This window comes from Pseudomonas sp. Cab53, assembly GCF_018325965.1.
In the GTDB taxonomy this organism is placed as follows: Bacteria; Pseudomonadota; Gammaproteobacteria; order Pseudomonadales; family Pseudomonadaceae; genus Aquipseudomonas; species Aquipseudomonas chlororaphis_E.
Window position 1 is genome coordinate 2,146,244 of the sequence record NZ_AP021902.1, and the last position, 25,786, is coordinate 2,172,029.

Annotated in this window: 23 protein-coding genes, 1 tRNA gene and 3 pseudogenes; 15 read left to right on the plus strand and 12 right to left on the minus strand. The window is 61.4% G+C overall.

Going from position 1 to position 25,786, the window contains the following annotated elements:
- Positions 1 to 2 precede the first annotated feature (2 nt).
- From KI241_RS09385 to KI241_RS09400, 4 genes and pseudogenes are all read left to right on the plus strand, one after another.
- On the plus strand, positions 3 to 1,022 hold the full coding sequence (locus KI241_RS09385; RefSeq protein WP_042730063.1) for a LacI family DNA-binding transcriptional regulator: 1,020 nt from the start codon (positions 3 to 5) through the stop codon (positions 1,020 to 1,022).
- Between the two features lie 23 nt (positions 1,023 to 1,045).
- Positions 1,046 to 1,959 (plus strand): annotated as a pseudogene (gene rbsK / locus KI241_RS09390) (ribokinase).
- The gene (gene rbsD / locus KI241_RS09395; RefSeq protein ID WP_212803605.1) at positions 1,956 to 2,360 is read left to right on the plus strand and encodes a D-ribose pyranase; all 405 of its coding nucleotides are present in this window, start codon (positions 1,956 to 1,958) and stop codon (positions 2,358 to 2,360) included. Before rbsK ends, rbsD begins: the two are co-directional and overlap by 4 nt.
- 44 nt (positions 2,361 to 2,404) lie before the next feature.
- On the plus strand, positions 2,405 to 3,433 hold the full coding sequence (locus KI241_RS09400) for a nucleoside hydrolase (RefSeq protein WP_047737254.1): 1,029 nt from the start codon (positions 2,405 to 2,407) through the stop codon (positions 3,431 to 3,433).
- Positions 3,434 to 3,493: 60 nt separating this feature from the next.
- On the opposite strand, the gene KI241_RS09405 is transcribed toward KI241_RS09400, so the two are convergent.
- The gene (locus tag KI241_RS09405) at positions 3,494 to 3,691 is read right to left on the minus strand and encodes a hypothetical protein (protein WP_042730067.1); all 198 of its coding nucleotides are present in this window, start codon (positions 3,689 to 3,691) and stop codon (positions 3,494 to 3,496) included.
- Between the two features lie 129 nt (positions 3,692 to 3,820).
- On the opposite strand from KI241_RS09405, the gene KI241_RS09410 reads away from it, so the two are divergent.
- Together KI241_RS09410 and KI241_RS09415 are read left to right on the plus strand one after the other, a co-directional pair.
- A complete protein-coding gene (locus KI241_RS09410; protein WP_042730068.1) occupies positions 3,821 to 4,126 on the plus strand; it encodes a hypothetical protein in 306 nt (101 codons plus the stop codon).
- A gap of 161 nt (positions 4,127 to 4,287) precedes the next feature.
- Positions 4,288 to 4,602, plus strand: a complete 315-nt coding sequence (locus KI241_RS09415; protein WP_042730069.1) for an I78 family peptidase inhibitor — start codon at positions 4,288 to 4,290, stop codon at positions 4,600 to 4,602.
- 68 nt (positions 4,603 to 4,670) lie between these two features.
- On the opposite strand, the gene KI241_RS09420 is transcribed toward KI241_RS09415, so the two are convergent.
- Both KI241_RS09420 and KI241_RS09425 read right to left on the minus strand, forming a co-directional pair.
- Positions 4,671 to 4,883 (minus strand): cold-shock protein, encoded by a 213-nt coding sequence (locus KI241_RS09420; protein WP_003192493.1) that lies wholly within the window; start codon positions 4,881 to 4,883, stop codon positions 4,671 to 4,673.
- A 289-nt stretch (positions 4,884 to 5,172) separates the two neighbouring features.
- The gene (locus KI241_RS09425; protein ID WP_042730070.1) at positions 5,173 to 5,475 is read right to left on the minus strand and encodes a hypothetical protein; all 303 of its coding nucleotides are present in this window, start codon (positions 5,473 to 5,475) and stop codon (positions 5,173 to 5,175) included.
- 375 nt (positions 5,476 to 5,850) lie between these two features.
- Between KI241_RS09425 and thrS the strand changes: the two genes are divergently transcribed.
- The 9 genes from thrS to KI241_RS09470 all read left to right on the plus strand — a co-directional run bounded on the left by thrS (position 5,851) and on the right by KI241_RS09470 (position 13,318).
- Entirely contained in the window at positions 5,851 to 7,773 is a 1,923-nt protein-coding gene (gene thrS, locus KI241_RS09430) for a threonine--tRNA ligase (protein WP_042730071.1), read from the plus strand.
- On the plus strand, positions 7,773 to 8,324 hold the full coding sequence (infC, locus tag KI241_RS09435; RefSeq protein WP_172679675.1) for a translation initiation factor IF-3: 552 nt from the start codon (positions 7,773 to 7,775) through the stop codon (positions 8,322 to 8,324). The genes thrS and infC overlap by 1 nt, the downstream gene beginning before the upstream one ends.
- 60 nt (positions 8,325 to 8,384) lie before the next feature.
- The gene (gene rpmI / locus KI241_RS09440) at positions 8,385 to 8,579 is read left to right on the plus strand and encodes a 50S ribosomal protein L35 (protein ID WP_002553160.1); all 195 of its coding nucleotides are present in this window, start codon (positions 8,385 to 8,387) and stop codon (positions 8,577 to 8,579) included.
- Positions 8,580 to 8,609: 30 nt separating this feature from the next.
- Entirely contained in the window at positions 8,610 to 8,966 is a 357-nt protein-coding gene (gene rplT / locus KI241_RS09445; RefSeq protein WP_212803606.1) for a 50S ribosomal protein L20, read from the plus strand.
- A gap of 109 nt (positions 8,967 to 9,075) precedes the next feature.
- Positions 9,076 to 10,092, plus strand: coding sequence for a phenylalanine--tRNA ligase subunit alpha (pheS, locus tag KI241_RS09450; protein ID WP_042730072.1), 1,017 nt, complete (start codon positions 9,076 to 9,078; stop codon positions 10,090 to 10,092).
- A gap of 36 nt (positions 10,093 to 10,128) precedes the next feature.
- Positions 10,129 to 12,507 (plus strand): phenylalanine--tRNA ligase subunit beta, encoded by a 2,379-nt coding sequence (pheT, locus tag KI241_RS09455; protein ID WP_212803607.1) that lies wholly within the window; start codon positions 10,129 to 10,131, stop codon positions 12,505 to 12,507.
- Between the two features lie 3 nt (positions 12,508 to 12,510).
- Positions 12,511 to 12,813 carry an integration host factor subunit alpha gene (ihfA, locus tag KI241_RS09460; RefSeq protein ID WP_002553164.1) on the plus strand — a complete coding sequence of 101 codons (303 nt, stop codon included), beginning with the start codon at positions 12,511 to 12,513 and terminating at the stop codon, positions 12,811 to 12,813.
- On the plus strand, positions 12,794 to 13,150 hold the full coding sequence (locus KI241_RS09465; RefSeq protein ID WP_003179985.1) for a MerR family transcriptional regulator: 357 nt from the start codon (positions 12,794 to 12,796) through the stop codon (positions 13,148 to 13,150). Before ihfA ends, KI241_RS09465 begins: the two co-directional genes overlap by 20 nt.
- A gap of 91 nt (positions 13,151 to 13,241) precedes the next feature.
- Positions 13,242 to 13,318 (plus strand) — tRNA-Pro (locus KI241_RS09470).
- A gap of 162 nt (positions 13,319 to 13,480) precedes the next feature.
- Here KI241_RS09470 and KI241_RS09475 read toward each other — a convergent pair.
- From KI241_RS09475 to KI241_RS09515, 9 genes and pseudogenes are all read right to left on the minus strand, one after another.
- The gene (locus KI241_RS09475; protein WP_212803608.1) at positions 13,481 to 14,530 is read right to left on the minus strand and encodes a hypothetical protein; all 1,050 of its coding nucleotides are present in this window, start codon (positions 14,528 to 14,530) and stop codon (positions 13,481 to 13,483) included.
- Between the two features lie 30 nt (positions 14,531 to 14,560).
- Positions 14,561 to 16,371: pseudogene (locus KI241_RS09480) on the minus strand (hypothetical protein).
- A 3-nt stretch (positions 16,372 to 16,374) separates the two neighbouring features.
- Positions 16,375 to 17,667, minus strand: a complete 1,293-nt coding sequence (locus tag KI241_RS09485; RefSeq protein WP_212803609.1) for a hypothetical protein — start codon at positions 17,665 to 17,667, stop codon at positions 16,375 to 16,377.
- 96 nt (positions 17,668 to 17,763) lie between these two features.
- Entirely contained in the window at positions 17,764 to 18,687 is a 924-nt protein-coding gene (locus KI241_RS09490; protein ID WP_212803610.1) for a hypothetical protein, read from the minus strand.
- A 59-nt stretch (positions 18,688 to 18,746) separates the two neighbouring features.
- Entirely contained in the window at positions 18,747 to 21,110 is a 2,364-nt protein-coding gene (locus tag KI241_RS09495) for a hypothetical protein (protein ID WP_212803611.1), read from the minus strand.
- Between the two features lie 10 nt (positions 21,111 to 21,120).
- Positions 21,121 to 22,260, minus strand: a complete 1,140-nt coding sequence (locus KI241_RS09500; protein WP_212803612.1) for a hypothetical protein — start codon at positions 22,258 to 22,260, stop codon at positions 21,121 to 21,123.
- Positions 22,239 to 23,684 (minus strand): nucleotide pyrophosphatase/phosphodiesterase family protein, encoded by a 1,446-nt coding sequence (locus KI241_RS09505; RefSeq protein WP_212803613.1) that lies wholly within the window; start codon positions 23,682 to 23,684, stop codon positions 22,239 to 22,241. Before KI241_RS09505 ends, KI241_RS09500 begins: the two co-directional genes overlap by 22 nt.
- Positions 23,674 to 24,903 (minus strand): metabolite traffic protein EboE, encoded by a 1,230-nt coding sequence (eboE, locus tag KI241_RS09510; RefSeq protein ID WP_212803614.1) that lies wholly within the window; start codon positions 24,901 to 24,903, stop codon positions 23,674 to 23,676. Before eboE ends, KI241_RS09505 begins: the two co-directional genes overlap by 11 nt.
- Positions 24,900 to 25,783 (minus strand): annotated as a pseudogene (locus tag KI241_RS09515) (TatD family hydrolase). The gene eboE and the pseudogene KI241_RS09515 overlap by 4 nt, the downstream one beginning before the upstream one ends.
- Positions 25,784 to 25,786: the final 3 nt, after the last annotated feature.

Here is a 25,786-nt window from a genome sequence, read left to right on the forward strand (position 1 = left end):
CCATGGCAACGATCAAGGATGTGGCGGCGCTCGCGGGGATCTCCTACACGACCGTGTCCCACGTGGTGAACAAGACGCGGCCGGTCAGTGAGGAGGTGCGGCGCAAGGTCGAGGCGGCCATCGAGCGCCTGGACTATGTGCCCAGCGCGGTGGCCCGTTCGCTCAAGGCCAAGACCACCGCGACCATCGGCCTGCTGGTGCCCAACAGCCTCAACCCTTATTTCGCCGAGCTGGCCCGGGGCATCGAGGATTACTGTGAGCGCAACGGTTACTGCGTGATCCTGTGCAATTCCGACGACAACCCGGACAAGCAGCGCAGTTACCTGCGGGTGCTGCTGGAAAAACGCATCGACGGCCTGATCGTCGCCTCGGCCGGCGGCGATGTCGGCCTGGTGGAAGGCTTAACTGGGGTGCGTACACCCATGGTGATCGTCGACCGTGGGCTCGACGGCATCGACGCCGACCTGGTGCGCATCGATCATGAGTTCGGCGCGTACCTGGCGACCCGCCACCTGCTGGAACTGGGCCACCGGGACATCGCCTTCATCGGCGGGCCGGCCGACACCAGTGTGGCGCAGATGCGCCTGGCGGGTTACTGCCGGGCGCTGGAAGAGGCGGGGATCGAACGGCCGGTCGAACACATGCTTGAAAGCGATTTCACCAGCACCGGTGGCTACCGTGCCGCCGCCGAACTGCTTGACCGGCAGCCGCCCAGCGCGATCTTCGCGGCCAACGACATGATCGGCATCGGCGTGCTGCGCGCCGCCGCTGAGCGCAACGTGCGCGTGCCCAGCGAATTGTCGGTGATCGGTTTCGATGACATCCAGATGAGCCGCTACGTCTACCCGGCGTTGACCACGGTCGGGCAGTCGATCCTGCAACTGGGCGAAATGGCCGCCGAGGTGCTGCTGCGCCGCATCGCGACGCCGGGCCTCGCCACTGACCAGCGGATCGTGACGCCCAGCATTGTCTTGCGAGAGTCGACTGCGCCGCTGTCCGGCACATTCGCCCAATACCGCTGAACCGAATTGATGAGTACTGATGTATGCCAGCAAAAGTAGTGGTAATAGGCAGCCTGAACATGGACCTGGTCACCCGGGCACCGCGCCTGCCCCGTGGCGGTGAAACGCTGATCGGCCAGTCGTTCTCCACCATCCCCGGCGGCAAGGGCGCCAACCAAGCGGTGGCGGCCGCGCGCCTGGGCGCGCAGGTGGCCATGGTCGGGTGCGTGGGCAGCGATGCCTACGGCCAGCAATTGCGTGGAGCACTGCTGGACGAGGGGATCGATTGCCAGGCGGTCGGTGTCGTGGAAGGCTCCAGTGGCGTGGCCCTGATCGTGGTCGATGACAACAGCCAGAATGCGATCGTGATCGTGGCCGGTGCCAACGGTGCGCTGACTCCCGCCGTGCTGGACAGCGTCGATGAGGTGCTGCAAGGCGCCGATGTGATCATCTGCCAGCTCGAAGTGCCGGACGCCACCGTGGGGCACGCCCTCAAGCGTGGCCGCGAACTGGGCAAAATCGTCATTCTCAACCCGGCACCGGCGTCCCATGCGTTGCCGGCGCACTGGTACGGCTACGTCGATTACCTCATCCCCAATGAAAGCGAAGCCGCGGTCCTCAGCGGGTTGGCGGTGGACTCCCTGGACACCGCCGAAGCCGCCGCGACGCAGTTGATGAGTGCGGGCGCCGGCAAGGTGATCGTGACCCTGGGGCCCAGGGCCTGATGTTCGCCAACGGCAGCAGCTTCGAGCATTTCCCGGCGCCCCGGGTCAAGGCAGTGGACACCACGGCGGCAGGCGATACCTTTGTCGGTGGTTTCGCCGCCGCCCTGGCGAGCGGCAAAAGCGAGGTCGAGGCGATTCGTTTCGGCCAGGTTGCCGCCGCGCTGTCGGTCACCCGCGCGGGCGCGCAGCCCTCTATCCCCACCTTGCAGGAAGTACAGGCGTTCAAGGCATGAAAAAGACTCCGTTGTTGAATGTGGCACTGTCGCGACTGATCGCTTCGCTGGGTCATGGCGACAAAGTGGTGATCGGCGATGCCGGCCTGCCGGTGCCGCCAGGCGTCGAGTTGATCGACCTGGCGTTGACCCATGGCATTCCTGATTTTGTCAGCACCCTGAAAGTGGTGCTCAGTGAGATGCAGGTGGAAAGCCATGTCCTGGCCGAAGAAATCCTCGAGAAGCAACCCGCGGCCCTGACGACACTGGATGCCCTGCAGGCCGAGGGTGCGCTGGGCACGCGGACGATGGGCAGCCACGAGCAGTTCAAGATTCTTAGCCGACAGGCTCGGGCGATCATTCGCACAGGAGAATGCTCTCCGTACTGCAACATCGTGCTGATCGCTGGGGTCACGTTCTAACCCGTCGTTGTCGTGTTCTTTCAACCTTGCACAAGGAGTGCGCCATGCACCGCTATGCTCAGAAAATGCATCACCTGTTCCGGAGCCTGCTGCTTTTGTCCCTGATCACCGCTACGAGCGCCCACGCGGCGGAAAAAATCGACTTGATCATCGACACCGATCCTGGCGCCGATGACGTGGTGGCGCTGTTGTTCGCCCTGGCTTCGCCGGAGGAACTGAACATCCGCGCCCTGACCACCGTCGCCGGCAATGTGCGCCTGGACAAGACCTCGCGCAACGCTCGCCTGGCGCGGGAATGGGCAGGGCGCGAAGAGGTGCCGGTCTATGCCGGGGCGCCGAAGCCGCTGATGCGTACGCCGATCTACGCCGAGAACATCCATGGCAAGGAAGGCCTGTCGGGCGTCACCGTGCACGAGCCGAAGAAAGGCCTGGCCAAGGGCAACGCCGTCAACTACCTGATCGACACCCTCAAGGCCGCCAAACCCCATAGCATCACCATTGCCATGCTCGGTCCGCAGACCAACCTGGCGTTGGCGCTGGTCCAGGAGCCCGACATTGTCCAGGGCATCAAGGAAGTGGTGATCATGGGCGGCGCGCACTTCAACGGCGGCAACATCACGCCGGTGGCTGAGTTCAACCTGTTCGCCGATCCCCAAGCGGCCGAAGTGGTGGCCAAGAGCGGGGTGAAACTGACGTACCTGCCGCTGGACGTGACCCACAAGATGCTCACCAGCGAAGCGCGCCTGAAGCAGATCGCGGCGGTCAACAACAATGCCAGCAAACTGGTCGGCGACATCCTCAACGAATACATCAAGGGCGACATGGAACACTATGGCCTGACAGGCGGCCCGGTGCATGATGCGACGGTGATTGCCTACCTGCTCAAGCCACAACTGTTCACTGGTCGTTCGGTCAATGTCGTGGTCGACAGTCGCGAGGGCCCGACGTTCGGCCAGACCATCGTCGATTGGTACGATGGCCTGAAAGCGCCGAAGAACGCCTTCTGGGTCGAGAACGGTGATGCCCAGGGCTTTTTCGACCTGCTGACCGAGCGCCTGGCGCGGCTCAAGTAAGCGGTCTCAAGCAACAGACCTGTGGGGCCCGTTCGGCTCCCACGGGTTTTTCATGTCGCCTCAATCCACCGCATCGATCAGGCTCGGATAGCGCTCGAATGCCTGCTGGATAAAGCCGCGGGCGACTTCCGTTCCCAACTCCTTCACCAACAGTTCTATGCCGATGATCGCCAGCTCTTCCGGGCTGCTCGGGCTATAGGAACTGTGGCCCTCCGACCATTTGGCCTTGATGGTGGCTTCGATGCTGAGGGTGCTCATGGTGATGCTCGCGCGTTGGAGGGCTGTGGGCTGAGTTAAACATTTTTGCCCGGGGTTTGGCACTGCGACTTAGGCATCAGGGGAGGGCTGTGCGACACTTGGCCTTTGATTCTTTCAGGGAGAGCTGCAGTGCAGATCGATTTGAACGCGCCAGGCGGCCTGACCTTGGAGGCGGTTCGCCAATTGCTTGCCTCAGCCAGCGATGATGAGCATACCCAGCTGCGTGTGACCCGGGAGGGCATCGCCTACCTGTCGTCGGGTGTGGTCGGTGGCACCGATATCGGTGGCTTGCTGTTCCGCCTCGAGACCTGGGCGAAAGGTTCCGGCTACGTGGGGTGGGTCGCCGCCAGCGATGAGGTCTGGGTGATGCAGATCTATAACGCGCTGAAAGACAACTGGCCGAATCCACCCTTCGATTACATCGACGTTTACTGAGCGGCGTTCATATTCAGTCACGATTGAGCGCTGAACGGGGCGTTGGCCTCAGGCAAACTGCCGGTTTTCGCAGGTGGCAGGCTGATAGGGCCGGTGTTGAAACCAAAGCGCCGTTTAGGCTGTCGCACGTTCTCTGTTTATTTATCAAGAAAGGAGGCTTCATGCCTTGGAAGCTTGCGTCATTGAGTACTGCGCTGGTCGTTGCGCTCTTGAGCGGTTGCAGCAGCACATCCGAGTCGACCCCCGATCCAGTGGCCACCGAAGCCGGTAACGGCCGCTGCGACGCCAAGGGCGCTGAATTCGCCATTGGCAAGCAGGCCTCGCCGCAATTGCTGGAGCAGGCCCGTACGCGCGCCGGGGCGCAGAACGCTCGCATCCTCAAGCCCAATGACATGGTGACGCTCGAGTACCGTTCCGATCGGCTGAACCTCACGACCGATGCCAAGCTGGTGGTCAATCGAGTCAACTGCGGCTAAGCGTAAGGTTTACCGCCGCCCATAAAAAACCCCGTCACATGGACGGGGTTTTTTAGCGCGCCGAGAAATTACTCTCCGCGAACCTGTGCAGCTTGCATACCCTTTTGGCCTTTCTCAGCCACGAAGGAAACGGTTTGGCCTTCTTTCAGGCTCTTGAAACCGTCGCTTTCGATAGCTTTGAAGTGTACGAACAGGTCGTCACCGCCACCTGTAGGAGTGATGAAGCCGAAGCCTTTTTCATCGTTGAACCATTTAACGGTGCCGGTTTGGCGATTAGACATGGTGTATCTCCAAGAAACATATATTTTCAGTGTACTGTGCTGCTCAGGCCAACTGGGCACACCTGGGTATCATAGTCGAAATGTTCGATTTGGGAGCCCCCCGCAGGCGCTGTTTGCCAATCAGTCGTGTTTTCTTTACCGTCTGAACACGCTGGAAGCCCCGGTTTTAAAGGCTGTCAGCGGAAAGTAAAGGCGATAAAAAAAGCTGTAAAACCTGCGTTAATCGTCGGAAAAAAGGCTGATTCGGCAGGTTTTATCGATTCAGGGTCACCTCAAAAGCCTGCCTGGCTCACTTTTTCGCCGGAGCCTGGGCCTTGCATTTGGCGATTTCACCGAGGGCTTTGCGTTGCAGGGCCTCGGGTGCCTTGTTGTCCATCAGGGCCTGGATATCGGCGGCCGGGTAGGACTTGATCGCATCGGCGCCGCACGCACAATGGGATTTGGCCGCCGCTTCTCCGATCTGTGGTGTAGCCGCTTGGGTGCACTGGGCCATGTATTTGTCGCGCTCGCCCTTGGGCCAGTCGGCATGGGCGGACAGCGGAAGCAGCAGGACAAGGGGGGCGACGGCTGCGAGCAAGGTATTCAGACGCATGCGAAGATGCTCCTTTTGGGTCAATGTCTTGTTATCTGAGGCGTTGGGCTCGTTTCAGTTCAGCACTGTGGCATAAAAACCGTGGATTTACGCTGGCGGCGATTCGAGCGCGGCGATGACCGTTCATCTGTGCTAGCATGCCGGGCTCGGGTATTTTCAAGGCCCCGGATGACCACGGGTCCCGGTGGCGGCAAATGTTCGATTTAACCCTGATTTGAATCCCAGTCACTCTGGTTCGGTTTCCACGGTTGGCCGCAAGGCTCCTGCCGCTGTAAGGCAGGCGTTCGTCATTGAATGGCCTGGACTGGATCTTGTACTGGCTCATCCCAACCCACGTGACCTTTGGTAGGGGTCACCACTAGGAGAGGAGGCGCCATGCCAACTATTACTCTTCCCGACGGCAGTCAACGTTCATTCGACCACCCGGTTTCCGTAGCCGAGGTCGCCGCATCCATCGGTGCGGGCCTGGCCAAGGCCACCCTGGCCGGCAAGGTCAACGGCAAGCTGGTCGACGCCAGTGACGTCATCGACAGCGACGCTACGCTGCAAATCATCACGCCCAAGGATGAAGAGGGGCTGGAGATCATTCGCCACTCTTGCGCGCACCTGGTCGGTCATGCGGTCAAGCAGCTGTACCCGAGCGCGAAGATGGTCATCGGGCCGGTCATCGACGAAGGCTTCTATTACGACATCGCCTTCGAGCGTCCCTTCACGCCGGAAGACATGGCCGCCATCGAACAGCGCATGCAGCAGCTGATCGAGAAAGATTACGACGTCATCAAGAAGGTCACGCCGCGCGCCGAAGTCATCGAAGTGTTCAAGGCCCGTGGCGAGGACTATAAGCTGCGTCTGGTGGAAGACATGCCGGACGAGCAGGCCATGGGCCTGTACTACCACGAAGAATACGTCGACATGTGCCGTGGCCCGCACGTGCCCAATACCCGCTTCCTGAAATCCTTCAAGCTGACCAAGCTGTCCGGCGCCTACTGGCGTGGCGATGCCAAGAACGAGCAATTGCAGCGCGTCTATGGCACGGCCTGGGCCGACAAGAAGCAACTGGCAGCCTACATCCAGCGCATCGAGGAGGCCGAGAAACGCGACCATCGCAAGATCGGCAAGCGCCTGGGCCTGTTCCACACCCAGGAAGAGTCGCCGGGCATGGTGTTCTGGCACCCGAACGGCTGGACCCTGTACCAGGTGCTCGAGCAGTACATGCGCCAGGTCCAGCGTGAAAACGGCTACCTGGAGATCAAGACACCGCAAGTGGTGGACCGCAGCCTGTGGGAAAAATCCGGGCACTGGGCCAACTACGCCGACAACATGTTCACCACCCAGTCGGAAAACCGCGACTACGCGATCAAGCCGATGAACTGCCCTTGCCACGTGCAGGTGTTCAACCAGGGGCTCAAAAGCTACCGCGAGCTGCCGATGCGCCTGGCTGAGTTCGGTGCCTGCCACCGCAACGAGCCATCGGGTGCCTTGCACGGCATCATGCGCGTGCGCGCCTTCACCCAGGACGACGCGCACATCTTCTGCACCGAAGAGCAGATGCAGGCCGAATCCGCCGCGTTCATCAAGCTGACGATGGACGTCTACCGTGACTTCGGCTTCACCGAAGTCGAGATGAAGCTGTCCACTCGTCCGGAAAAACGCGTCGGCTCCGACGAATTGTGGGATCGCGCCGAGGCGGCACTGGCCGCAGCCCTCGACAGCGCGGGCCTTGCGTACGAGCTTCAGCCGGGCGAGGGGGCCTTCTATGGTCCGAAGATCGAATTCTCGCTGAAAGATTGCCTCGGTCGCGTGTGGCAATGTGGTACCTTGCAGCTCGATTTCAACCTGCCGATCCGTCTGGGCGCCGAATACGTGTCCGAAGACAACAGTCGCAAGCACCCGGTCATGCTTCACCGCGCGATCCTCGGTTCCTTCGAGCGTTTCGTCGGGATTCTGATCGAGCACTACGAGGGCGCGTTCCCCGCGTGGCTGGCGCCGACCCAGGCAGTGATCATGAATATCACTGATAAACAGGCAGATTTTGCCGCCGAGGTCGAAAAAACTCTCAACCAAAGCGGATTTCGTGCCAAGTCTGACTTGAGAAATGAAAAGATCGGCTTTAAAATCCGCGAGCATACTTTGCTCAAGGTTCCCTTTCTCTTGGTTATCGGAGATCGGGAGGTCGAGATGCAGACTGTCGCTGTGCGTACTCGTGAAGGTGCTGACCTGGGCTCGATGCCCGTCGCCCAATTCGCCGAGTTTCTCGCGCAAGCGGTTTCCCGGCGTGGTCGCCCAGATTCGGAGTAATTATTATTAAGCGTGATATGAGACAAGATAAACGAGCTGCACCGAAAGCCCCGATCAACGAGAATATCTCGGCACGCGAGGTTCGGTTAATTGGCGCTGACGGCGAGCAGATTGGCATCGTCTCGATTGATGAAGCGCTTCGAATTGCTGAAGAAGCCAAGCTTGATCTGGTAGAAATTTCCGCAGACGCAGTCCCACCGGTATGCCGGGTGATGGACTACGGCAAGTCGATCTTCGAGAAGAAGAAACAGATTGCCGCGGCGAAGAAGAACCAGAAGCAGATTCAGGTAAAAGAAATCAAGTTTCGTCCAGGGACGGAGGAAGGGGATTACCAGGTAAAACTGCGCAACCTGGTACGTTTCCTGAGTGACGGGGACAGGGCCAAGGTATCCTTGCGATTCCGCGGCCGTGAGATGGCCCACCAGGAGCTGGGGATGGAACTCCTCAAGCGGGTTGAACAAGACCTGCTCGAGTACGGTTCGGTCGAACAGCATCCTAAGATGGAAGGACGCCAGCTGATCATGGTCATCGCCCCGAAAAAGAAGAAGTAATCACCAGGGCACGGCAGGCCTTGCGATTATGTTTATCAACTGAATGCGGAGTATCCGAACATGCCAAAGATGAAAACCAAGAGTGGTGCTGCTAAGCGGTTTCTGAAAACTGCTAACGGTATCAAGCACAAGCACGCTTTCAAGAGCCACATCCTGACCAAAATGTCGACCAAGCGTAAGCGTCAACTGCGCGGTAGCAGCTTGCTGCATCCGTCTGACGTGGCAAAAGTCGAGCGCATGCTGCGCCTTCGTTAATTTTTGGATCAAGAATAGAGGAAGTAACTCATGGCTCGTGTAAAGCGTGGCGTCATTGCCCGTAAGCGTCACAAGAAAATTATGAAACTTGCTAAAGGCTACTACGGTGCGCGTTCCCGCGTATTCCGTGTTGCCAAGCAAGCCGTAATCAAGGCAGGCCAATACGCCTACCGTGACCGTCGTCAGAAAAAACGTCAGTTCCGCGCTCTGTGGATTGCTCGTATCAATGCTGGTGCTCGTACCAACGGTCTGTCCTACAGCCGTTTGATCGCTGGCCTGAAAAAGGCGTCCATCGAGATCGACCGTAAGGTTCTGGCTGATCTGGCAGTGAACGAAAAAGCGGCGTTTGCTGCGATTGTCGAGAAAGCTAAAGCCACCTTGGTTTAAGTACCCCCGGCAGTCACCGGGGTCCACCTCTGTGGGCCTGGGTGTTAAACGTCATAAATAGGGGAAGAGCCTTAAAGCTCTTCCCCTATTTTGTATCTGGAGTCTGTACATGGAAAACCTGGATGCGCTGGTCTCTCAAGCACTAGAGGCTGTGCAAAGCGCTGAAGATATCAATGCCCTGGAGCAAATCCGGGTTCACTACCTTGGTAAGAAGGGCGAGTTGACTCAGGTGATGAAGACCCTGGGGAACCTGCCGGCCGAAGAGCGTCCGCAAGTCGGTGCGCTGATCAACGTCGCCAAGGAACGTGTCACAGAAGTCCTCAATGCGCGCAAGGCGTTGTTCGAGGAGGCCGACCTGGCTGCCAAGCTCGCCGCCGAGTCCATCGACGTGACCCTGCCTGGCCGTGGCCAGACCTCCGGCGGCCTGCATCCGGTAACCCGGACCCTGGAACGCATCGAGCAGTTCTTCACCCACATCGGCTACGGCATTGCCGAAGGCCCCGAGGTCGAAGACGACTACCACAACTTCGAAGCGCTCAACATCCCAGGCCACCACCCGGCCCGGTCGATGCATGACACCTTCTATTTCAATGCGAACATGCTGTTGCGCACCCATACCTCGCCGGTACAGGTCCGCACCATGGAGTCGCAACGTCCGCCGATCCGCATCGTCTGCCCGGGCCGTGTGTATCGCAGCGACTCCGATATCACCCACTCGCCGATGTTCCACCAGGTCGAAGGCCTGCTGGTGGATCGCGACATCAATTTCGCCGACCTCAAAGGCACCATCGAAGAGTTCCTGCGGGTGTTCTTCGAGAAAGAGCTGGCGGTACGTTTCCGCCCTTCGTACTTCCCGTTCACCGAGCCATCCGCCGAAGTCGATATGGAATGCGTGATGTGCAGTGGCAAAGGCTGCCGTGTCTGCAAGCAGACGGGCTGGCTGGAAGTCATGGGCTGCGGCATGGTTCATCCGAACGTGCTGCGCATGTCCGGGATCGATCCGGAAGAATTCTCGGGTTTTGCTTTCGGCATGGGCGTCGAACGTCTGGCCATGCTGCGTTACGGTGTGAATGACTTGCGCCTGTTCTTCGACAACGACTTGCGGTTCCTTGCGCAATTTCGCTAGGTCGCGGGCCCGTAACGAATCTATTAGGAGAGCAGGATGAAATTCAGTGAACAATGGCTGCGCGGCTGGGTAAGCCCGCAGGTTAGCCGGGACGAGCTGGTTGCTCGCCTGTCGATGGCCGGCCTTGAGGTCGATAGCGTAACGCCGGTTGCCGGCGCGTTCAGCGGTGTGGTGGTGGGCGAGGTGCTGAGCACCGAGCAGCATCCGGACGCTGACAAGCTGCGGGTCTGCCAGGTCAGCAATGGCGCGGAGACCTTCCAGGTCGTCTGCGGCGCGCCAAACGTGCGCCCGGGCCTGAAGATCCCGTTCGCCATGATCGGTGCCGAGCTGCCGGGCGACTTCAAGATCAAGAAAGCCAAGCTGCGCGGCGTCGAGTCCAACGGTATGTTGTGCTCCCAGGCCGAGCTGCAGATCGGCGAAGGCAACGATGGCCTGATGGAACTGGCAGCCGATGCGCCGGTCGGCCAGGACATCCGTGAATACCTGAGCCTGGACGATGCGAGCATCGAGGTCGACCTGACGCCGAACCGTGGGGACTGCCTGTCCCTGGCCGGCCTGGCCCGTGAAGTCGGCGCGCTGTACGCCACGGCGGTGACACGTCCGGTGGTCGCGCCCGTGCCGGCTGTGCACGATGAAGTGCGTTCGGTCGAAGTGCTGGCTCCCTCGGCATGCCCGCGTTACCTGGGTCGTGTGATCCGTAACGTCGATCTGTCCAAGCCGACGCCGCTGTGGATGGTCGAGCGCCTGCGCCGCGCCGACGTGCGCAGCATCGACGCCGCCGTCGACATCACCAACTACGTGATGCTGGAGCTGGGTCAACCGCTGCATGCGTTCGATCTCGCCGAAATCAATGGCGGCATCCGTGTCCGCATGGCTGAAGAGGGCGAGAAGCTGGTATTGCTGGATGGCCAGGAAGTGTCCCTGCGCAGCGATACCCTGGTGATTGCCGACCATTCCCGCGCCCTGGCGATTGCCGGCGTGATGGGTGGCGAGCACAGCGGTGTCTCCACGACGACCCGTGATGTGTTCCTTGAAAGTGCGTTCTTCGACCAGATCGCGGTCGCTGGCAAGGCGCGTTCCTATGGCCTGCACACCGATGCCTCGCACCGTTACGAGCGTGGCGTGGACTGGCAACTGGCCCGTGAAGCCATGGAGCGCGCCACTGGCCTGCTGCTGGAGATCACAGGCGGCGAAGCCGGCCCGATCATTGAAACCGTCAGCGAACAGCACCTGCCCAAGATCGCTCCGGTCACCCTGCGTGCCCAGCGCATTTCCCAGATGCTGGGCATGGACATGGACGCCAGCGAAGTCGAGCGTCTGCTCAGTGGCCTCGGCCTGGGCATCAGCGCCGACGGAGCAGGGCAGTGGCGTGTGGAGGTGCCCAGCCACCGCTTCGATATCAGCCTGGAAGTCGACCTGATCGAAGAGCTGGCCCGCCTGTACGGCTACAACCGTCTGCCGGTCCGCTACCCGCAAGCCCGCCTGGCCCCGCAGGCCAAGGCTGAAGCCCGTAGCGGCCTGCCGGAACTGCGGCGCCTGCTGGTGGCCCGTGGGTACCAGGAAGCGATCACCTACAGCTTCATCGATCCGCGCCAATTCGAGCTGTTCAGTCCCGGCGTCGAGCCGCTGTTGCTGGCCAATCCGATCTCCAACGACATGGCGGCCATGCGCTCGTCCTTGTGGCCGGGTCTGGTCAAGTCGCTGCAGCACAACCTGAACCGCCAACAGGATCGCGTGCGCCTGTTCGAAAGCGGCCTGCGCTTTGTCGGTCAGTTGGACGGCTTGAAGCAGGAGCCGATGCTGGCCGGTGTCGTCTGTGGCAGCCGCCTGCCGGAAGGTTGGGCGCAAGGTCGCGACGGCGTCGACTTCTTCGACGTCAAGGCTGACGTGGAAGCGGTCCTCGGTTTCGCCGGTGCGCTCGACGCGTTCACTTTCGTGCCGGGCAAGCATCCGGCCCTGCACCCGGGGCAGACTGCGCGCATCGAGCGGGATGGGCGTGAAGTCGGCTATGTCGGCGCCATTCACCCTGAACTGTCGAAAACCCTGGGCCTCGATCGGCCGGTGTTCGTTTTCGAGCTGATCCTGGCCGAAGTCGCACTGGGGAAAATGCCGAAATTCCAGGAGTTATCGCGCTTTCCTGAAGTACGTCGTGACCTGGCCTTGCTGGCTGATCGCGAAGTGGCGGCCAGTGCTGTATTGGACGTAATTCGTGAAAATGCAGGCGAGTGGCTGACGGACCTCAGGCTATTTGACGTGTATCAGGGTAAAGGCATTGATCCGCATAGAAAAAGCCTTGCAGTCGGCTTGACCTGGCAGCATCCATCGCGCACTCTTAACGACGATGAGGTGAATACCGCAACGCAAAACATCCTCACCTCGCTCGAAACCAGGTTGAACGCCACGTTAAGGAAGTGACGTATGGGGGCTCTGACGAAAGCTGAGATGGCGGAACGTCTGTATGAGGAGCTGGGCCTGAATAAACGGGAAGCCAAAGAACTGGTTGAACTGTTTTTCGAAGAAATCAGGCACGCTCTTGAAGACAACGAACAGGTCAAGTTGTCCGGTTTCGGCAATTTTGACCTGCGGGACAAACGCCAGCGGCCTGGCCGCAATCCAAAAACGGGAGAAGAAATCCCGATCACGGCTCGCCGTGTGGTCACCTTTCGTCCAGGGCAGAAGTTGAAGGCCCGAGTTGAGGCTTATGCTGGAACCAAGTCATAACGACGAGCTACCCGTCATCCCAGGCAAACGCTACTTCACCATCGGTGAAGTCAGCGAGCTGTGTGCGGTAAAACCGCACGTGCTGCGCTATTGGGAGCAGGAGTTTCCTCAGCTCAACCCGGTCAAGCGCCGCGGAAACCGCCGGTACTATCAGCGACAGGACGTGCTGATGATCCGGCAGATCCGCGCGCTGCTCTATGACCAGGGCTTCACCATCGGCGGCGCACGCCTGCGCTTGTCGGGTGACGAGGCCAAAGACGACACTACCCAGTACAAACAAATGATCCGCCAGATGATCGCCGAGCTTGAAGATGTGCTGGTGGTGCTCAAGAAATAAAATTTCTGCTTTTAAATACTTCCAGTTTTCAAAAGCTTGCGATATATTCCTGAGCGTTCCGCTGAGAAGCGAAACAAGATTCACGCCTAGTCGGGGCGTAGCGCAGTCCGGTAGCGCACTAGCATGGGGTGCTAGGGGTCGAGTGTTCGAATCACTCCGTCCCGACCATATTTTCTGAGTAAAATCAGACACTTAAGCCGATCAGCTAGATCGGCTTTTTTGTGCCTGCGTAAAACCTGCGCAAAGCGACCCCGTGCTCACACGGTGTGTTTCCCGCATCCAGCCCAACCCAAAACAGGTCGGGCGCGTGCCTACATCCCCTCAGTCCTCTCAAATCACCACCCGCCGCACCCTCCCACCCAACGGCACAATCCGCCCCCCCGGCGCCGGTAACGGCCGTCCCGTCAAGCCCATGCCTTCGCTGATCAATACCGCACCGTCCACCACGCACAGGTTGGAGGGGGTGTCCAGGTCGCGGGCGAGGACGGTGACGTCGGCGGTGTGCAGGTTGCAGCGCAGCAGTCGACCGCTGAAACGCGTGAAGCCGCCGTGGAGGGGGGCGCCGTTCCAGTCCGGTGGCAGGGGTTGTTGCAGGCTGTCGCAGAGTTCCAGGACCAGGAGATTGCCGTCCGGGCACAGGGCCAGTCCGGTGGGCAGTTGCAGGCCATCGATAAGGGGGTCGATCTGCCCGCTGTCTGGCCAGACGCGGATGACCCGGCCGGCCTTATCGGCGAAGTCGATGCCTTTGCGGTGAGGGTCGCTGTGCAGTTCTCCAGAGAACAGGCTGATCAGTACGGCGTCTGTCGTCGGTTCGTGCACCAGGGTGACGGGCACGGCTTCCTGGCCCTGGTCGAGGTCGGGCAGTTGGACCAGCAAGCGTTCGTCCTGGCCAGGGATGAATTCGACCAGTTGGTTGGTGTCGGGTTTGACGGCCAGCCAACTGCGGCGGGACGGGTGGTAGCACAGGGCGTTGAGATTGCCGCGGCTGTGGAACACCGGCTCGGGCGGTGTGTATTGCAGGTCCAGCAACTTGGAGCCCGCCACGTAATCGGTCTGGCTGGCCAGGCAGCGTCCGTCGCCGCAGGCGATGTCCGACAGCCCCATGATTTCATCGCGCAACATGCGTGCTTGCATGTTCATGGCGCGAAAGCCGTCGGCGAGGATTTGCGCAGGCAGGTAGGCACCGGCGCTGTGTGGGTCCGGCCTTAGCCGGCTGATACGACCGCTGAACGTCTGGTCCGGCAGGCCTGAGCCGGCCTCGACCAGCAGCAGGCTGCCATCGGCCTGCACGCAGAGGCCGCGAGGGTTCAGCAGGCCCTCGGCGACCACGCTGCTCGCGCACAGGGTTTCGCTGGGGTGCGCTGGGACATGAATGAGCATGGGCGTTTCTCCGTGTGAGTGAAGGGGCGACTACTGCGGTGGCTGCCACGGTTCACCGGTGAGGTAGGCCCGTAGCAGCGCGCGTTGGCAGGGCGACATCGAGCGCACCACGGGCATGAACAGGGTGGTGCCTTTGTAGGCGTCCGAGGTTCGGGCGAGGATGGGGTTCTTGGCGCCCATGATCGCATCGGGCTGGTTCAGCGGGATGTAGCGCGACATGGCGGGGAAGGCCAGGTAGTGAAAGCGCAGCACGTTGGGGTACATCAGCGGCCAGGTGATGGTGGTGCCGGCGGGAATGCCGAAGTCGGTCTGGGCGTATTTGCGCAAGTTGGTGAAGTAGGCGCTGCTGGCGAAGCCTTTGACCGTGCAGGTCAGTGCGACGAAACCCGCCTGTGCAGCGCTGTCGGGCTTGAGGGTGACGGGGAAACTGACGGAAAGTTGGCCAGCATTGATCGTCAGTGAGGAGGGGAACTCAAGGAAATCCCAATATTGCGGCTGGTCATAGGCCTCAGGTGGGGCGGCCTGCAGGTCGATTTCCGTGGTGTTGGGCACCGCAGCGCCCAGGTACCGGACCTGAAGGGTGATCGACAGGCCGTTGGGGTAGTCCTCGAGATAGACGTTGCGCTGGTCGGCGTAGATCCGATAGGTCGACTCGGTGGCTTGCAGCGTGGTGCCGGCGACCTGGCCGGGCGCGGTGATTGCCAGGGCGCTGGTGCGCACCGCTTGCTGTTGGGCGGCGGTCATGGGCAGGTCGACAATGCCGCCGTACACGTAGTAGTCGAGCAGCGGGCTGCTGGTCGGGTCCAGGGTCGCCAGGGCGGTGGTCCCGGCCTTGATAGTGACCGTGCCGTAATTGGCGTTGGGCCCGATGGGGCTGGTGATGTCATCCCTTACGGCGCGGAAGGTTTGCTTGGGGATGAGGTTCACCATGTCGATGCTCAGGTAGCCGTTGTTGCTGCCAAGGTCGGCATAACCGGCGTTCTGGGTACTCTGGTTGACCAACTGCCGGCCCGGCGGGCAACCCAGCGGTTCGTCGGCGAAGGCCGGTGCCAGTGTGCCAATGACCCGCCCGATGCTCGGGTTGGGGTGTATTGGCCGGCGGCGTAGTCGGCGTCCAGTTGGGCGGTGGTCATCGTGGGGCACATTTCGAACATGACGAAGCGCAACACGATCCCGGTCGCTCCCGGGGCCTGGATGATCGAGCGCAGGCCGGCGCTGTTCTGGTTCCAGATGACGATGCTGCTCAGGGGAAAGGTCAGCTGGAACGTGCCGCTGGCGTGAAAGGAGCCCGGTGCGTCCATTTTCGCTGGCAGCAGCACACGGCCCTTCACGTCAAAGCTGCTGCACACGGTGTCGTTGTGGATCAACAGCTGGATATCGTTGCTGCCACCGATTTGCAGGCCACCGGCGAAAATCTGCGTGGTGGTCGAGGCGGTGGGGTCCAGGTCCACCATCATCGGGCCGGAAACCGGGGGCTGTCGGGTCACCGGGTCCACTGAACCGAGCAGGTAGACCGGCTGGCCGACCAGGTCGCCGGTGGTGCTGATGCTGCCCGCAACGCCCTGGGAGCTGATCAAGGCGTTCTGCATGTCGACGACGTGCTGCCCATAGTGATTCCAGCCGCCGGCGGTGTAGTAGTTGCCATTGGGGGCGTTGATCATGTCGTTCAACTGGTCATCGGTGTAGGACTGGGCGCCCGGTGCCAGGGTCGAGGTGGTCAGGTCGAACAGCGGCCAGTCGTCATTGCCGTCGTAGGGAATGGTGGGCGAGTTGTTCGGCAAGCTAACGTCCGTGCGAATGCCGCCCCAGAAATTCAATCGTGGTCCGTTCAGGATACTCATGCGCTATTCCTCGTCCTTGATGGGTTTGATGACCGGCGAATTGGCGAATTTGAACAGGTAGGAGAAGTCCGATTTGTAGGGGCTCTTGACCGGTGTCGCCATGGAGTGACAGTTCATGCAACTGCTGTTGGGCTGGATGTAGCTCTCCATGGTCACGTTGGCTGCCAGGGCCGGGGTCGGCTGGCCCAGTGGGTTGCTGGGGTTGTCGGGCATCAACGGGCGTTGGGTGGTGATGAGCTGGTAGTACTTGAGCACGCTTTTCTGCAGGTCCGGGTGGCTGCGGTAGTGGGCGTTGACGCCATTGGTCACCTCGGCAATCGGCGTGACCCGGTTCAGCGGGTTCGGGGTCTGGAAGGTCGTGCCTGGCTTGGGCACGCAGACCAGGTGCGCGCCCTGGGCCTGCCAGTCACAGGGCGACTGGTTGAGGCTGGCGGCGGGGGCATCGGCGTTGAAGTAGGCATAGGCGGTGCCGGTTGCCGGCTGATCGACCCACTGGCCGTGCACCTGCTGCTTGGGAGGGACGTTGTCGATCTGCTCGAAGGTTGACCAGATCCACTGCGGGTAGCCGTTCACCTTGGTGATGAGGTGCAGCCCCACCAAACCAAGGTAGGCCTCGGTGACCCCGGTGCGCTGGCCTTGGGCGTCGAAGGTGGCGACGCGGGCGAACTGGGTCAGGTAGTGGCTGGCATTGTCCTTGGGCGTAAGAATGCGCCAGCTCGACTTGACCTCGATGACACCGTTGGGAAAGTTGATGTTGTTGGCCTTGGAGACCACGTCGGCGTTGTAGTACTGGTTGTTGACGATGTAGTCGTAGGAAGTCTCGTTGGCGGAGATGTCGTAGTAGGTCGGGTTGCCGGCCTGGTCGATCAGCCAGCCACCGACGGCCTGGTCGACGGCATTGACCTGGGTGCTGTTCTTCAAGGCCGCGATGTTGATGATGCCCAGGCTCTTGGCTTTTTGCGGGGTATTCCAGGGGCCGGGATTGGCGCCCTGCGGCAGGAAGATGTCTTCGACGGTCTTGTAGGTTTGCCAGACGGTGTAGCCGGAGGCCCCGGGTTGCTTGCTGCAATCGGGGTCACCGCGCTGGCCGTTCTGGGCGGGCCAGTTCAAGGCAATGAACAACTGCCAGCTGTATTGATCGAACAGGTCCTGGCTGGCAGTGGCTGCCGGCGCCGTGGTGGGGGGCTGGCAATCAAGGCTGCTGGCCTGTGTAGGTTCGGTTGAGGTCTGGGTTTGATCCAGGGCCAGGGCCGGCAGACTGGCGAGCCCCAGCAACATCACGGTGAACGTTTTCATGGCAATCCTTCGTCTTGAGTCGATTCACGGAGGCGAGCGCCCTCGCCACAGTCAGTCCCTTTGCCGCTGACCCTTTCAACGCCTTGAGTCAAGTGTTCAGGGCTTGCGCTGCATCAGCTTGTTCCACTGGGCCTTCTGGCCATTGCTCTGGGACGCCGCAGGCTCGAACAGTTGGCAGGGCGGCGGGTTCGACGGGCACATGGCGGCCACCTGTGCCCAGGTCTGGGCCGGATCGGGCTTGGCGATGCGAAAGTGGGTGTAGTTCTGGCTGACGATGGGCGCGTTGGCGACGCTGGTGTCACCGGAGAAGTAGAACGACTGCGGCGGCCGATAGGGCGGCTGCCCCGACATCTGCTTGTAGAAGGCGTAGCCGAACAGGATCGGACCTTGCGGTGAATCGAGATCCAGGGCGTAGGCCTGCACGCTGCCATCGAGGTGCTTGCTGCGTTCGGCGCTGTAGGGCAGATGCTGGATGAAGTCCTGGCGCGGTGGATGATTCATCGGCGAGAACATGCAGCAGGCCGGCATGTCCTTGGGGCGGTCCTGCGGGTAGGTCAGGAAGTACGCCTTGTTGCCCAGGGACACGAAGGAGCAGGTGTAGTTGTTGTTCTTGATCGGGAAGATCGGCAGGCAGTATTTCTCGTAGTGCTCCATCATCGCACCGAAACCGTCGCCATCCGGCGGGATGTACGTGGTGTCGTAGTAGCTGGTCCCCCGTGACACGGTGTAATCCGCCGGGGTGAGGGTGCTGGGCGGATTGCTATAGGGCGGCGGATTCTTCTGGTAGTTGTGCATGACCCGGTACAGGGTCCAGTCGCTGATCCAGAACGCCGGGAAAAACGGATCGGAGGGGTCGCCCGGTGCGCGTTCGGTGATGCAGTTGCCGTTCTGCGCGTTGCAACCTTCGTTGTTGTGCACCCCCATGGTGAAGTAGACGGCCCCGCTGTCTGGCTGGGCAAAAAGTGCGGGGCTGAGCAGCAGGGTCAGCAGCAACAGCCGTTTCACAATGCTGGCTTTCATATGACACTCCTGTGAAGTGCCGGGTGGCTGGCATGCCACCCGGTGATCCTGTCAAACCGTCAGAGCTTGTCGTAGTCGCTCATCTTCAGCGCGATGGGCGGGTAGTTGCGCTTGACCAGGAACTTGGCCCACAGCTCCAGGACGGCGCGACGGCTTTGTGACATGTCGCGAGTGATGGGCATCGAGAGCGTGCTTTCTTCCTGGTATGGCTTGCTGATCAATACGATCAACTGGTCGATGGCACCTTCGACCCGGGTCTGGGAGTCGAGCGGCATGTACTTGTTCATGATCGGGTACAGGTAATAGAACGTTTGCAGGACGCGGGGAAAAATGAAGGTGTCCCACAGTTTCTTGGGCGCGTTCGGGTCCTTGTACAGGTCGTTCCATGTGTTGACGAAGTCCTGTTGCAGCTTGACGTCCAGCGGCAGGACCCGCAGTGGGGCGAGGAAGTCGATGTAGGCTTGGGGCAGTTTGAAACTGAAGGGGATGACGGGGTCGTGTTGGTCTTCCTTGACGAAAAAACGCAACGTGGGAAAGCCCGGCGCCACTGCGCGGAAGCTCAGCTGGGCGATGCCATTGTCGTCGGTGGTCGTCGTGACGTACGAATAGTCGATCGGGCTGGCCTGGCTGTTGTCCAGCTTCGCGGTGGTGTAGGTGGCAGCGTCGAAGGCCAGGCACGGACGCAGGTCGACCGCGATCGCACTGCTCGGGCCGTGCAGGAACGCTTGATAGCCGATGGGCGTGCCCGTCGGCGTGTCGACGAATTGCAGGGCGGTGAGCCGGCGACCACTGCCGGTTGCCAGGTAAGGGGACGTCGGCGGGGCGTTCTCGAACCGTGGCAGGTTGGCGGTGTTCAATGTGCGGTCCGACGGATTGTCGTAGAACAGTATGAACTCGGCCGCATTGCTGAAGGCCAGGTAGTAGTCGCTGGTGGTCACACTGTAGGGATTGCCGTACTCCGCCACCCACAGCGTGGTGTTGGCGGCTGGCACGCCGTTTTTCTGCACCATGATCTGCAGTGTCTTGTGGTCACCCACGTCGATGAAACTGCCGCTCTCGATCACCTCGGCAGTCCACTCCTGCTGGGCGGCGGCGATCACAGGGGACGCCGGTGCCGGGCCCTGTTGGTGCAGTTCCAGCGGGCCTGACTGCAAGGTGGCCTTGTCTGCGTCGCTGAGGGTGAAGTCCAGCAGGCCCGAACGTTGGTCGAAGGCCGATTGCCGGTATTGTTCGAAGCCGAAATTGACCACCGGGGTGAACACACCGTTCTGGCGCGCGCCCAATTGGTAGTCGCCGGCCTGGTATTTTTCGGCGGTCAGGATCGGCGCCTTGGGGTCGACCGGATAGAACGGGAAGGTGTTCGCCAGATCCAGCGACAAGGTGTTGCCGGTGATCTGCGCCGACGTCACCCCCAGCGTCATGGGTTGCGACTGGGTGCCTTGATAAAGGTCGACCGCATCGACGGGCACCAGGCGCGGCCCGGCGGGTGCGGTGGGGTATTCGTTGGCGAACCACAGGCCCAGGGTGGCCACGGTGCGGCTGTAGGCGGGGTTGAAGAAAATCTTGGAGACGTTGGCCAGGCCCGCCTCATACATCCTGGTCACCTTTTCCATGGCCTCCTTGGTCGTCGAGCGGGTGTCGATCGGCGGGAAATCATTGAACACGCCGTTCCGGTCGTAACAGGTCAGGTAGGTGGAAAACCTGAACATCAGGCCCTGGGCGTTTTGCTGTTTCATCTGCTGTTGCAGGTTGTTCAACAGGGACGAGTTGCCGACGGCCCATTCCAGGCTGTCCTGGGTGAAACAGCTCTGCCAGGTGGTGGTGACATACGACAGGCCACCCAGGTGCGCCCACTTGAAGTTGAGAAAACGGTCCAGCATGCGGTACTGGCGATTGAGGGTCAGGCCGCAGGTTTCGTCTCCCAGCACCAGCTTGTCGAAATACAGCGCGGTGAAGGTGTTCTGCCACGGGCTGATGTCCACGAAGCGAGCCGCGGACGGGCCGGTGGTGCCAAAAGGGTTCCCGTACAACTGGTAGCTTTTGCCGACCAGCGCATCCTGGTCGATGTAGGTGTTGGCCTGCAACTCGCCGCCGATGACCACCGATTGAGTCTGGTTGTAGCTCACCGTGCCGCAGGCATTGTCGCCGAACAGGTCCCATTCGGCGGGTATGAACGGCGTCGGGCTGCCATTGGTCGGCACCTGCGCCACATAGGTCGGGACCGTCTCCACGGGTTTGATCGCCCAGGGCATCAGGGTGGTGGGGGCGTTGTCCGGCGTGATCCCGTACGTTTCCACGAACGGCCAGTTGATGTCCATCTTGACCGCGTCGTAGAGCGGCAGCACATCATTGTTATTGGCCGTCGGCGGGTTCCAGAACATGTGCCCGTTTAGGTAGATGCGGGGGAAATTCAATACGCTCATGTCATGCTCCTTAGCGTTGCCACTGGGCGCGTTTCAGCGACCAGACAAAGTCCAGTTTTTTGTAACCGGCGAAAGCCGAGTCCGGCAGCGGAGTGGTGGGGTAGGCGATGCCGCCTTTGTGCGCGATGGCGAAATTGAAGTAGCCCTGATCGATCGAATAGGCGGCGGTGCCATGGCAGGCCAGGCACGATGATGTGCTCTGGAACGCCGACTCCAGCTGGGAGTTGGCCAGCACCTGGGTGATGGGCTTGAACTCCACACCGATCAGTTCGTACTGCGACAAGGCCGGGGTGCTGGCCTGGAATTGCGTATTGACCGGCTTGGCCGCCGGGGTCGGCCCGGTGGTGTTGGTCATCGGCGCGGACGGCGCGGCGTTGGTCACGGTGTACTTGCTGTTGTTGACGTTTTCGAAGGTGGTCCAGACCCAGTTGGCGTCCAGCTTGTTGACCACATGCAGGCCGCTCAGGGCGGCGTAGCCGACCGTGTAGGTGCCGTCGTCATTCTTGTAATAGGCCTGGGCGATGTAATAACCGTCTTTTTGCAGCGTCTGCTTGTAGGCCGTGTCGGTGCCGACCCACAGCCAGGCGGATTTCAGCTCCCAGGCCGTGGATGGAAAGGTCAGGTTGTTCGCCAGTGCCGCCTGGCCGTTCATGTTGTAGACGTTGTTCTTGAGGATGTAGTCGTAGGTGTCCTGGCCCATCAGCAACTGGAAACGCACCGCGTTGCCCTGTTGGTCTGCGGGCACGGCACCGCCCATTTGCAGGATCAGCCCATCGACCTGCTGGGTGGCATTGAGGTTGTGGATCAGGCGTTGGGTGTCCATGCCCTGGGACTTGGCCTGCTGCAGCACCGCGTCCGGCGGCGGCACGCGGTTGGCGTAGGCGCCGGGGTTGGCGCCATTGGGCAGGTAGACCTGGTCGGAGGGTTTCATGGTCTCCCATTCGAGGTTGGGACTTCCGGCGGCCGGCTGGTTCAGGCATACGAACCAGTTCCAGGCCATGGTCTCGGGACTCTTGGCAAATGCCGCCCGCGTCTGGTCGATGTTGGGGCCAAATTGCAGGAAATTGCTGCAATCGAAGGTGGTGGGGTTCTGGGCCTGAGCCAAACCGGCCAGGGCACTGAGAACAGTTATGGAAATGGCTCGCCGCATGGAAGCTCCTTGGCATTGGCCGTGTCGGTAGGAGAGCGCCCCAGGAAGTGTTCGAGGAGCAGTTGGTTCACTGCCGTGGCTGCAAGGTGCTGCGGCAACGGCAGATCACAATTGGTGATGAGCAGCGGGCCAGTCTGTGGGGTGTCGGGCAGGCGTCCGTGGCTGCCGCGAACCAGTCCGGTGTCCAGCGCAATCAGGTCCATGTAGTAGCGAAAGCCGAGCTTTTTCTGGAGCAGGCGGCGCGCCACTTTCCATTTGGGGAAACGAATGGCCGGATCGACGAACAGTTCCACCGGGTCGTAGCCTGGCTTGCGGTGGATGTCCACGGTGCGGGCAAAGTCGGGTGCCTTGCGGTCGTCGAACCAGTAGTAGTAATCGAACCAATGGCCCGGTTCGGCCACGGCCACCAGCTCGCCGCTGCGTGGGTGGTCCAGTTGCCAGGCTTGCTGTTCGGCCTTGTCCAGTACGCGCTCGATGCCGGGCTGGCGCTGCAACAGCGCCTTGACCTGGGGGATGTCCTGCGCCTGTTTCACGTAGACATGCGCGACCTGGTGATCGGCCACCGCGAAGGCCGCGCTGGCGCCGGGGTCCAGCAGCTCCCAGCTCAGCGACTGGCGCACCTGCAACCAGCCTTCGGCGCGCAACAGCCGGTTGATGGAGATCGATTGCCGGACGGCTTCGATGCCGTACTCGGACAGCAGCATCACCGCCGCGCCTTGTGCCTGGGCGAAGGCCAGCAGGCGACCGACTTCACTGTCGATGGCCCGCACCTCGTCGGCAATCGACGGGTGATCGGGGCCCAGGCGTTGCAGGCTGTAGTCGAGGTGAGGCAGGTAGATCAACTGCAGGTCGGGGCGATCGAGCTGGAACTCGGCGATGGCGCAATCGACGATCCAGCGGCTTGAGGCGATGCCCGCCGCCGGGCCCCAGAAGCTGGGGAACGGAAACTCGCCGATCTGCGCTTCGATGCGTTCGTGCAGCGTGGCCGGCGACGAATACAGGCCGAACAGCTTGCGTCCGTCGGCAGGGTAGTGAGGACGCGGGGTGATGGCGGCGTCCACGTCCGCGTACATGTTGTACCACCAGAACAACTGGCTGCAGCGAAAGCCGGGGAGCTGGCGCTTGAGCGTCTGCCAGACCTTTTCTCCTTGCATCAGGGTATTGGGTTGCAGCCAGAAACGCACTTCGGCCTGATCGCGAAAGTACCAGCCGTTGCCCACGATGCCGTGTTTCGAAGGCGCCTGGCCGGTGAGGATCGACGCCTGCACCGTCGAGGTGACGGCTGGAAACACCGGTTGCAGGTGGGCCATCCTGGCGGTTTTCAACAGGGCATTGATGTGGGGCGTCGCCGGCCCTAGCAGCGCTGGGGTCAGCCCCACCACATTGATCAGCAGCAGCGGCTGCCGGGGGCGCTCAGCGGGCATTGGCGTAGGCCTCTTGCGCCGGGTACTGCAGCAACTGGCGCTGGTGCAGTTGCGCTTCGACCCAATGCAGTTCCGCCGCGATGCCCTGGAGCTGGGCTTGCTCGGTGGTGGGCCGCAACGACGCCGGCAAGACACCCCAACTGTAGGTTTCCACTTCCAGGACCGGGCGGAAATCGCCGTGGTCGGCCAGGAAGTCGAAGGTTTGCGCCAGGGCGACCTGGCTGCCGCTGAGTTCGGGCAACAGCAGCTGTTCGCTGAACAGCGGAATGTGGAAGTGAATCCGCAGTTCGGGGTGTGGCCGTGGGTTGTTCGCGCAGGCGTCGAGGGCGATGGGCAGGTCCGCCCAGGCCGACAGTCGGTCCTGGCTGTCGCGCGCCTTCACTTGATGCAGGTAGGTGGTTTCGGCGAAGTCGCCCAAGGTCGCGAGCACGTGCCTGCGGCGTTCGACATCCGCCGGCAGGCGACAGATCAGCGCGTTGGACAGCTGGATCTTGCCGACGGGCACCCCGGCCTGGCGCAGCGTGTTCAGGGACTGATAACAGTCCTCGAACATCACGGCCTGGTGGCAGACGTCAAAGCACAGCGCCAGGTGATCGTGGTGCGGGTCCGTGGCTTGCACGGCCTGGAAGAAGGCGATGGCCTGGTCGGTGTTTTCCAGCACGCAGTCCGGTTCCATCTCCAGGCAGAACACGATTTTCTTGCCCGTTTCCCGATGCAGCCTGGCCAACGAGGCGGTGAGTTGGCGCAGGTGGTATTCGGCGCGCTCCTGCAATATCGGGTTCCAGGTGGCGGCATAGCCCAGCGGTACGCTGGAAATCACCCCTTGGTGACAGTCCGGCGGCAGGGCCTGCGCGAGAATCCAGGCCAGGTTCAAGCTGTACGCCAGGCGCTTCTGATCGGCCCAACTGGGCTGGTAGACCTCGGCTTTGACCGCTCCTTCATGGAACTGGCCGTAGGGAAACCCGTTGAGCGACGTCAGGCGCAGCCCGCTGCGTTGCAGCAGCTTGAGGAAGTCCATGCGAGCCGATTTTTGCTGTAGCTGCGCAGCGGCGAGGGCGCTGATCCACAGTCCGCTGTCCTGTTCGTCCAACCCGCGCAGGCTTCGCACCTGCTGGAAATGGCTTTCGATGCAGGCGCGCAGCCCGGCCAGGTCGCGAGTCGGGTGTACATTGCTGCAATACCCGACTTGCGAGGCCGCCCAACCGTTGCCGGCCATCATTTGATCACCGGTTCCTGGCCCGCAGGGCGGAGTTCTCCTGCCATTGCCGACGCTGGTCGATGGGCAGCGGGGTGCTGACCAGCGATTTGTCCAACTGGCCGCTCTGGGCAAAGAAATCCACCGGGTTGTGAAACAGCACCTGTTCGACCTGGGCTTCGCTGAAGCCGGCCGCCAGCATCGCCTGGCCGGTCTTGGGCACCTTGAGTGGATCGCTGATGCCCCAGTCGGCGGCGCTGTTGACGACCATTTTCTCGGTGCCGTACTGCTGCAGCAGGGCAACCATGCGCTGTTCCGACATCTTGGTGTTGGGGTAGATGGAGTGGCCGCGCCAGCAGTCGCTGTCCAGCACCAGGGGCAGGGTCAGTTCGTTGAGGTGGTCGATGATCACTTGATGCTCGGCAATCCCCACTTCGCGTATCACCGCCAGGGTGCGCTTGGTGCCGCCGATCTTGTCGCGGTGCGGGGTGTGGACCAGCACCGGCAGGTTGAATTGCTTGGCCAGTTCCAACTGGGCGGCCAGGAAGCGATCCTCTTCAGGGGTGATGTCGTCGTAGCCGATTTCACCGACGGCCACGACGCCATCCTTCACCAGGTAGCGCGGCAGGATGTCCAGCACTTCGTAGGCGATCGACAGGTCATTGGCTTCCTTGGGATTGAGGCCGATGGTGCAGAAGTGATGGATGCCGAACATGCTGGCGCGAAAGCGTTCCCAACCCAGCAGGGTGTCGAAGTAGTCGATGAAGCTGCCGACGCTGGTCCTGGCCTGGCCCTGCCAGAAGGCGGGTTCTATGACCCCGGTGATGCCGGCGGCGGCCATGTTCTGGTAGTCGTCGGTGGTGCGGCTGACCATATGGATATGCGGGTCGAAATAGCGCGGCATGGT

Excerpts from the sequence above, each read along its gene's own strand:
- KI241_RS09385 (WP_042730063.1), top strand. The coding sequence starts at position 3 with ATGGCAACGATCAAGGATGTGGCGGCGCTCGCGGGGATCTCCTACACG.
- rbsD (WP_212803605.1), top strand. The coding sequence starts at position 1,956 with ATGAAAAAGACTCCGTTGTTGAATGTGGCACTGTCGCGACTGATCGCT.
- KI241_RS09400 (WP_047737254.1), top strand. The coding sequence starts at position 2,405 with ATGCACCGCTATGCTCAGAAAATGCATCACCTGTTCCGGAGCCTGCTG.
- KI241_RS09405 (WP_042730067.1), bottom strand. The coding sequence starts at position 3,691 with ATGAGCACCCTCAGCATCGAAGCCACCATCAAGGCCAAATGGTCGGAG.
- KI241_RS09415 (WP_042730069.1), top strand. The coding sequence starts at position 4,288 with ATGCCTTGGAAGCTTGCGTCATTGAGTACTGCGCTGGTCGTTGCGCTC.
- KI241_RS09420 (WP_003192493.1), bottom strand. The coding sequence starts at position 4,883 with ATGTCTAATCGCCAAACCGGCACCGTTAAATGGTTCAACGATGAAAAA.
- KI241_RS09425 (WP_042730070.1), bottom strand. The coding sequence starts at position 5,475 with ATGCGTCTGAATACCTTGCTCGCAGCCGTCGCCCCCCTTGTCCTGCTG.
- thrS (WP_042730071.1), top strand. The coding sequence starts at position 5,851 with ATGCCAACTATTACTCTTCCCGACGGCAGTCAACGTTCATTCGACCAC.
- rpmI (WP_002553160.1), top strand. The coding sequence starts at position 8,385 with ATGCCAAAGATGAAAACCAAGAGTGGTGCTGCTAAGCGGTTTCTGAAA.
- rplT (WP_212803606.1), top strand. The coding sequence starts at position 8,610 with ATGGCTCGTGTAAAGCGTGGCGTCATTGCCCGTAAGCGTCACAAGAAA.
- pheS (WP_042730072.1), top strand. The coding sequence starts at position 9,076 with ATGGAAAACCTGGATGCGCTGGTCTCTCAAGCACTAGAGGCTGTGCAA.
- pheT (WP_212803607.1), top strand. The coding sequence starts at position 10,129 with ATGAAATTCAGTGAACAATGGCTGCGCGGCTGGGTAAGCCCGCAGGTT.
- ihfA (WP_002553164.1), top strand. The coding sequence starts at position 12,511 with ATGGGGGCTCTGACGAAAGCTGAGATGGCGGAACGTCTGTATGAGGAG.
- KI241_RS09465 (WP_003179985.1), top strand. The coding sequence starts at position 12,794 with ATGCTGGAACCAAGTCATAACGACGAGCTACCCGTCATCCCAGGCAAA.
- KI241_RS09475 (WP_212803608.1), bottom strand. The coding sequence starts at position 14,530 with ATGCTCATTCATGTCCCAGCGCACCCCAGCGAAACCCTGTGCGCGAGC.
- KI241_RS09485 (WP_212803609.1), bottom strand. The coding sequence starts at position 17,667 with ATGAAAACGTTCACCGTGATGTTGCTGGGGCTCGCCAGTCTGCCGGCC.
- KI241_RS09490 (WP_212803610.1), bottom strand. The coding sequence starts at position 18,687 with ATGAAAGCCAGCATTGTGAAACGGCTGTTGCTGCTGACCCTGCTGCTC.
- KI241_RS09495 (WP_212803611.1), bottom strand. The coding sequence starts at position 21,110 with ATGAGCGTATTGAATTTCCCCCGCATCTACCTAAACGGGCACATGTTC.
- KI241_RS09500 (WP_212803612.1), bottom strand. The coding sequence starts at position 22,260 with ATGCGGCGAGCCATTTCCATAACTGTTCTCAGTGCCCTGGCCGGTTTG.
- KI241_RS09505 (WP_212803613.1), bottom strand. The coding sequence starts at position 23,684 with ATGCCCGCTGAGCGCCCCCGGCAGCCGCTGCTGCTGATCAATGTGGTG.
- eboE (WP_212803614.1), bottom strand. The coding sequence starts at position 24,903 with ATGATGGCCGGCAACGGTTGGGCGGCCTCGCAAGTCGGGTATTGCAGC.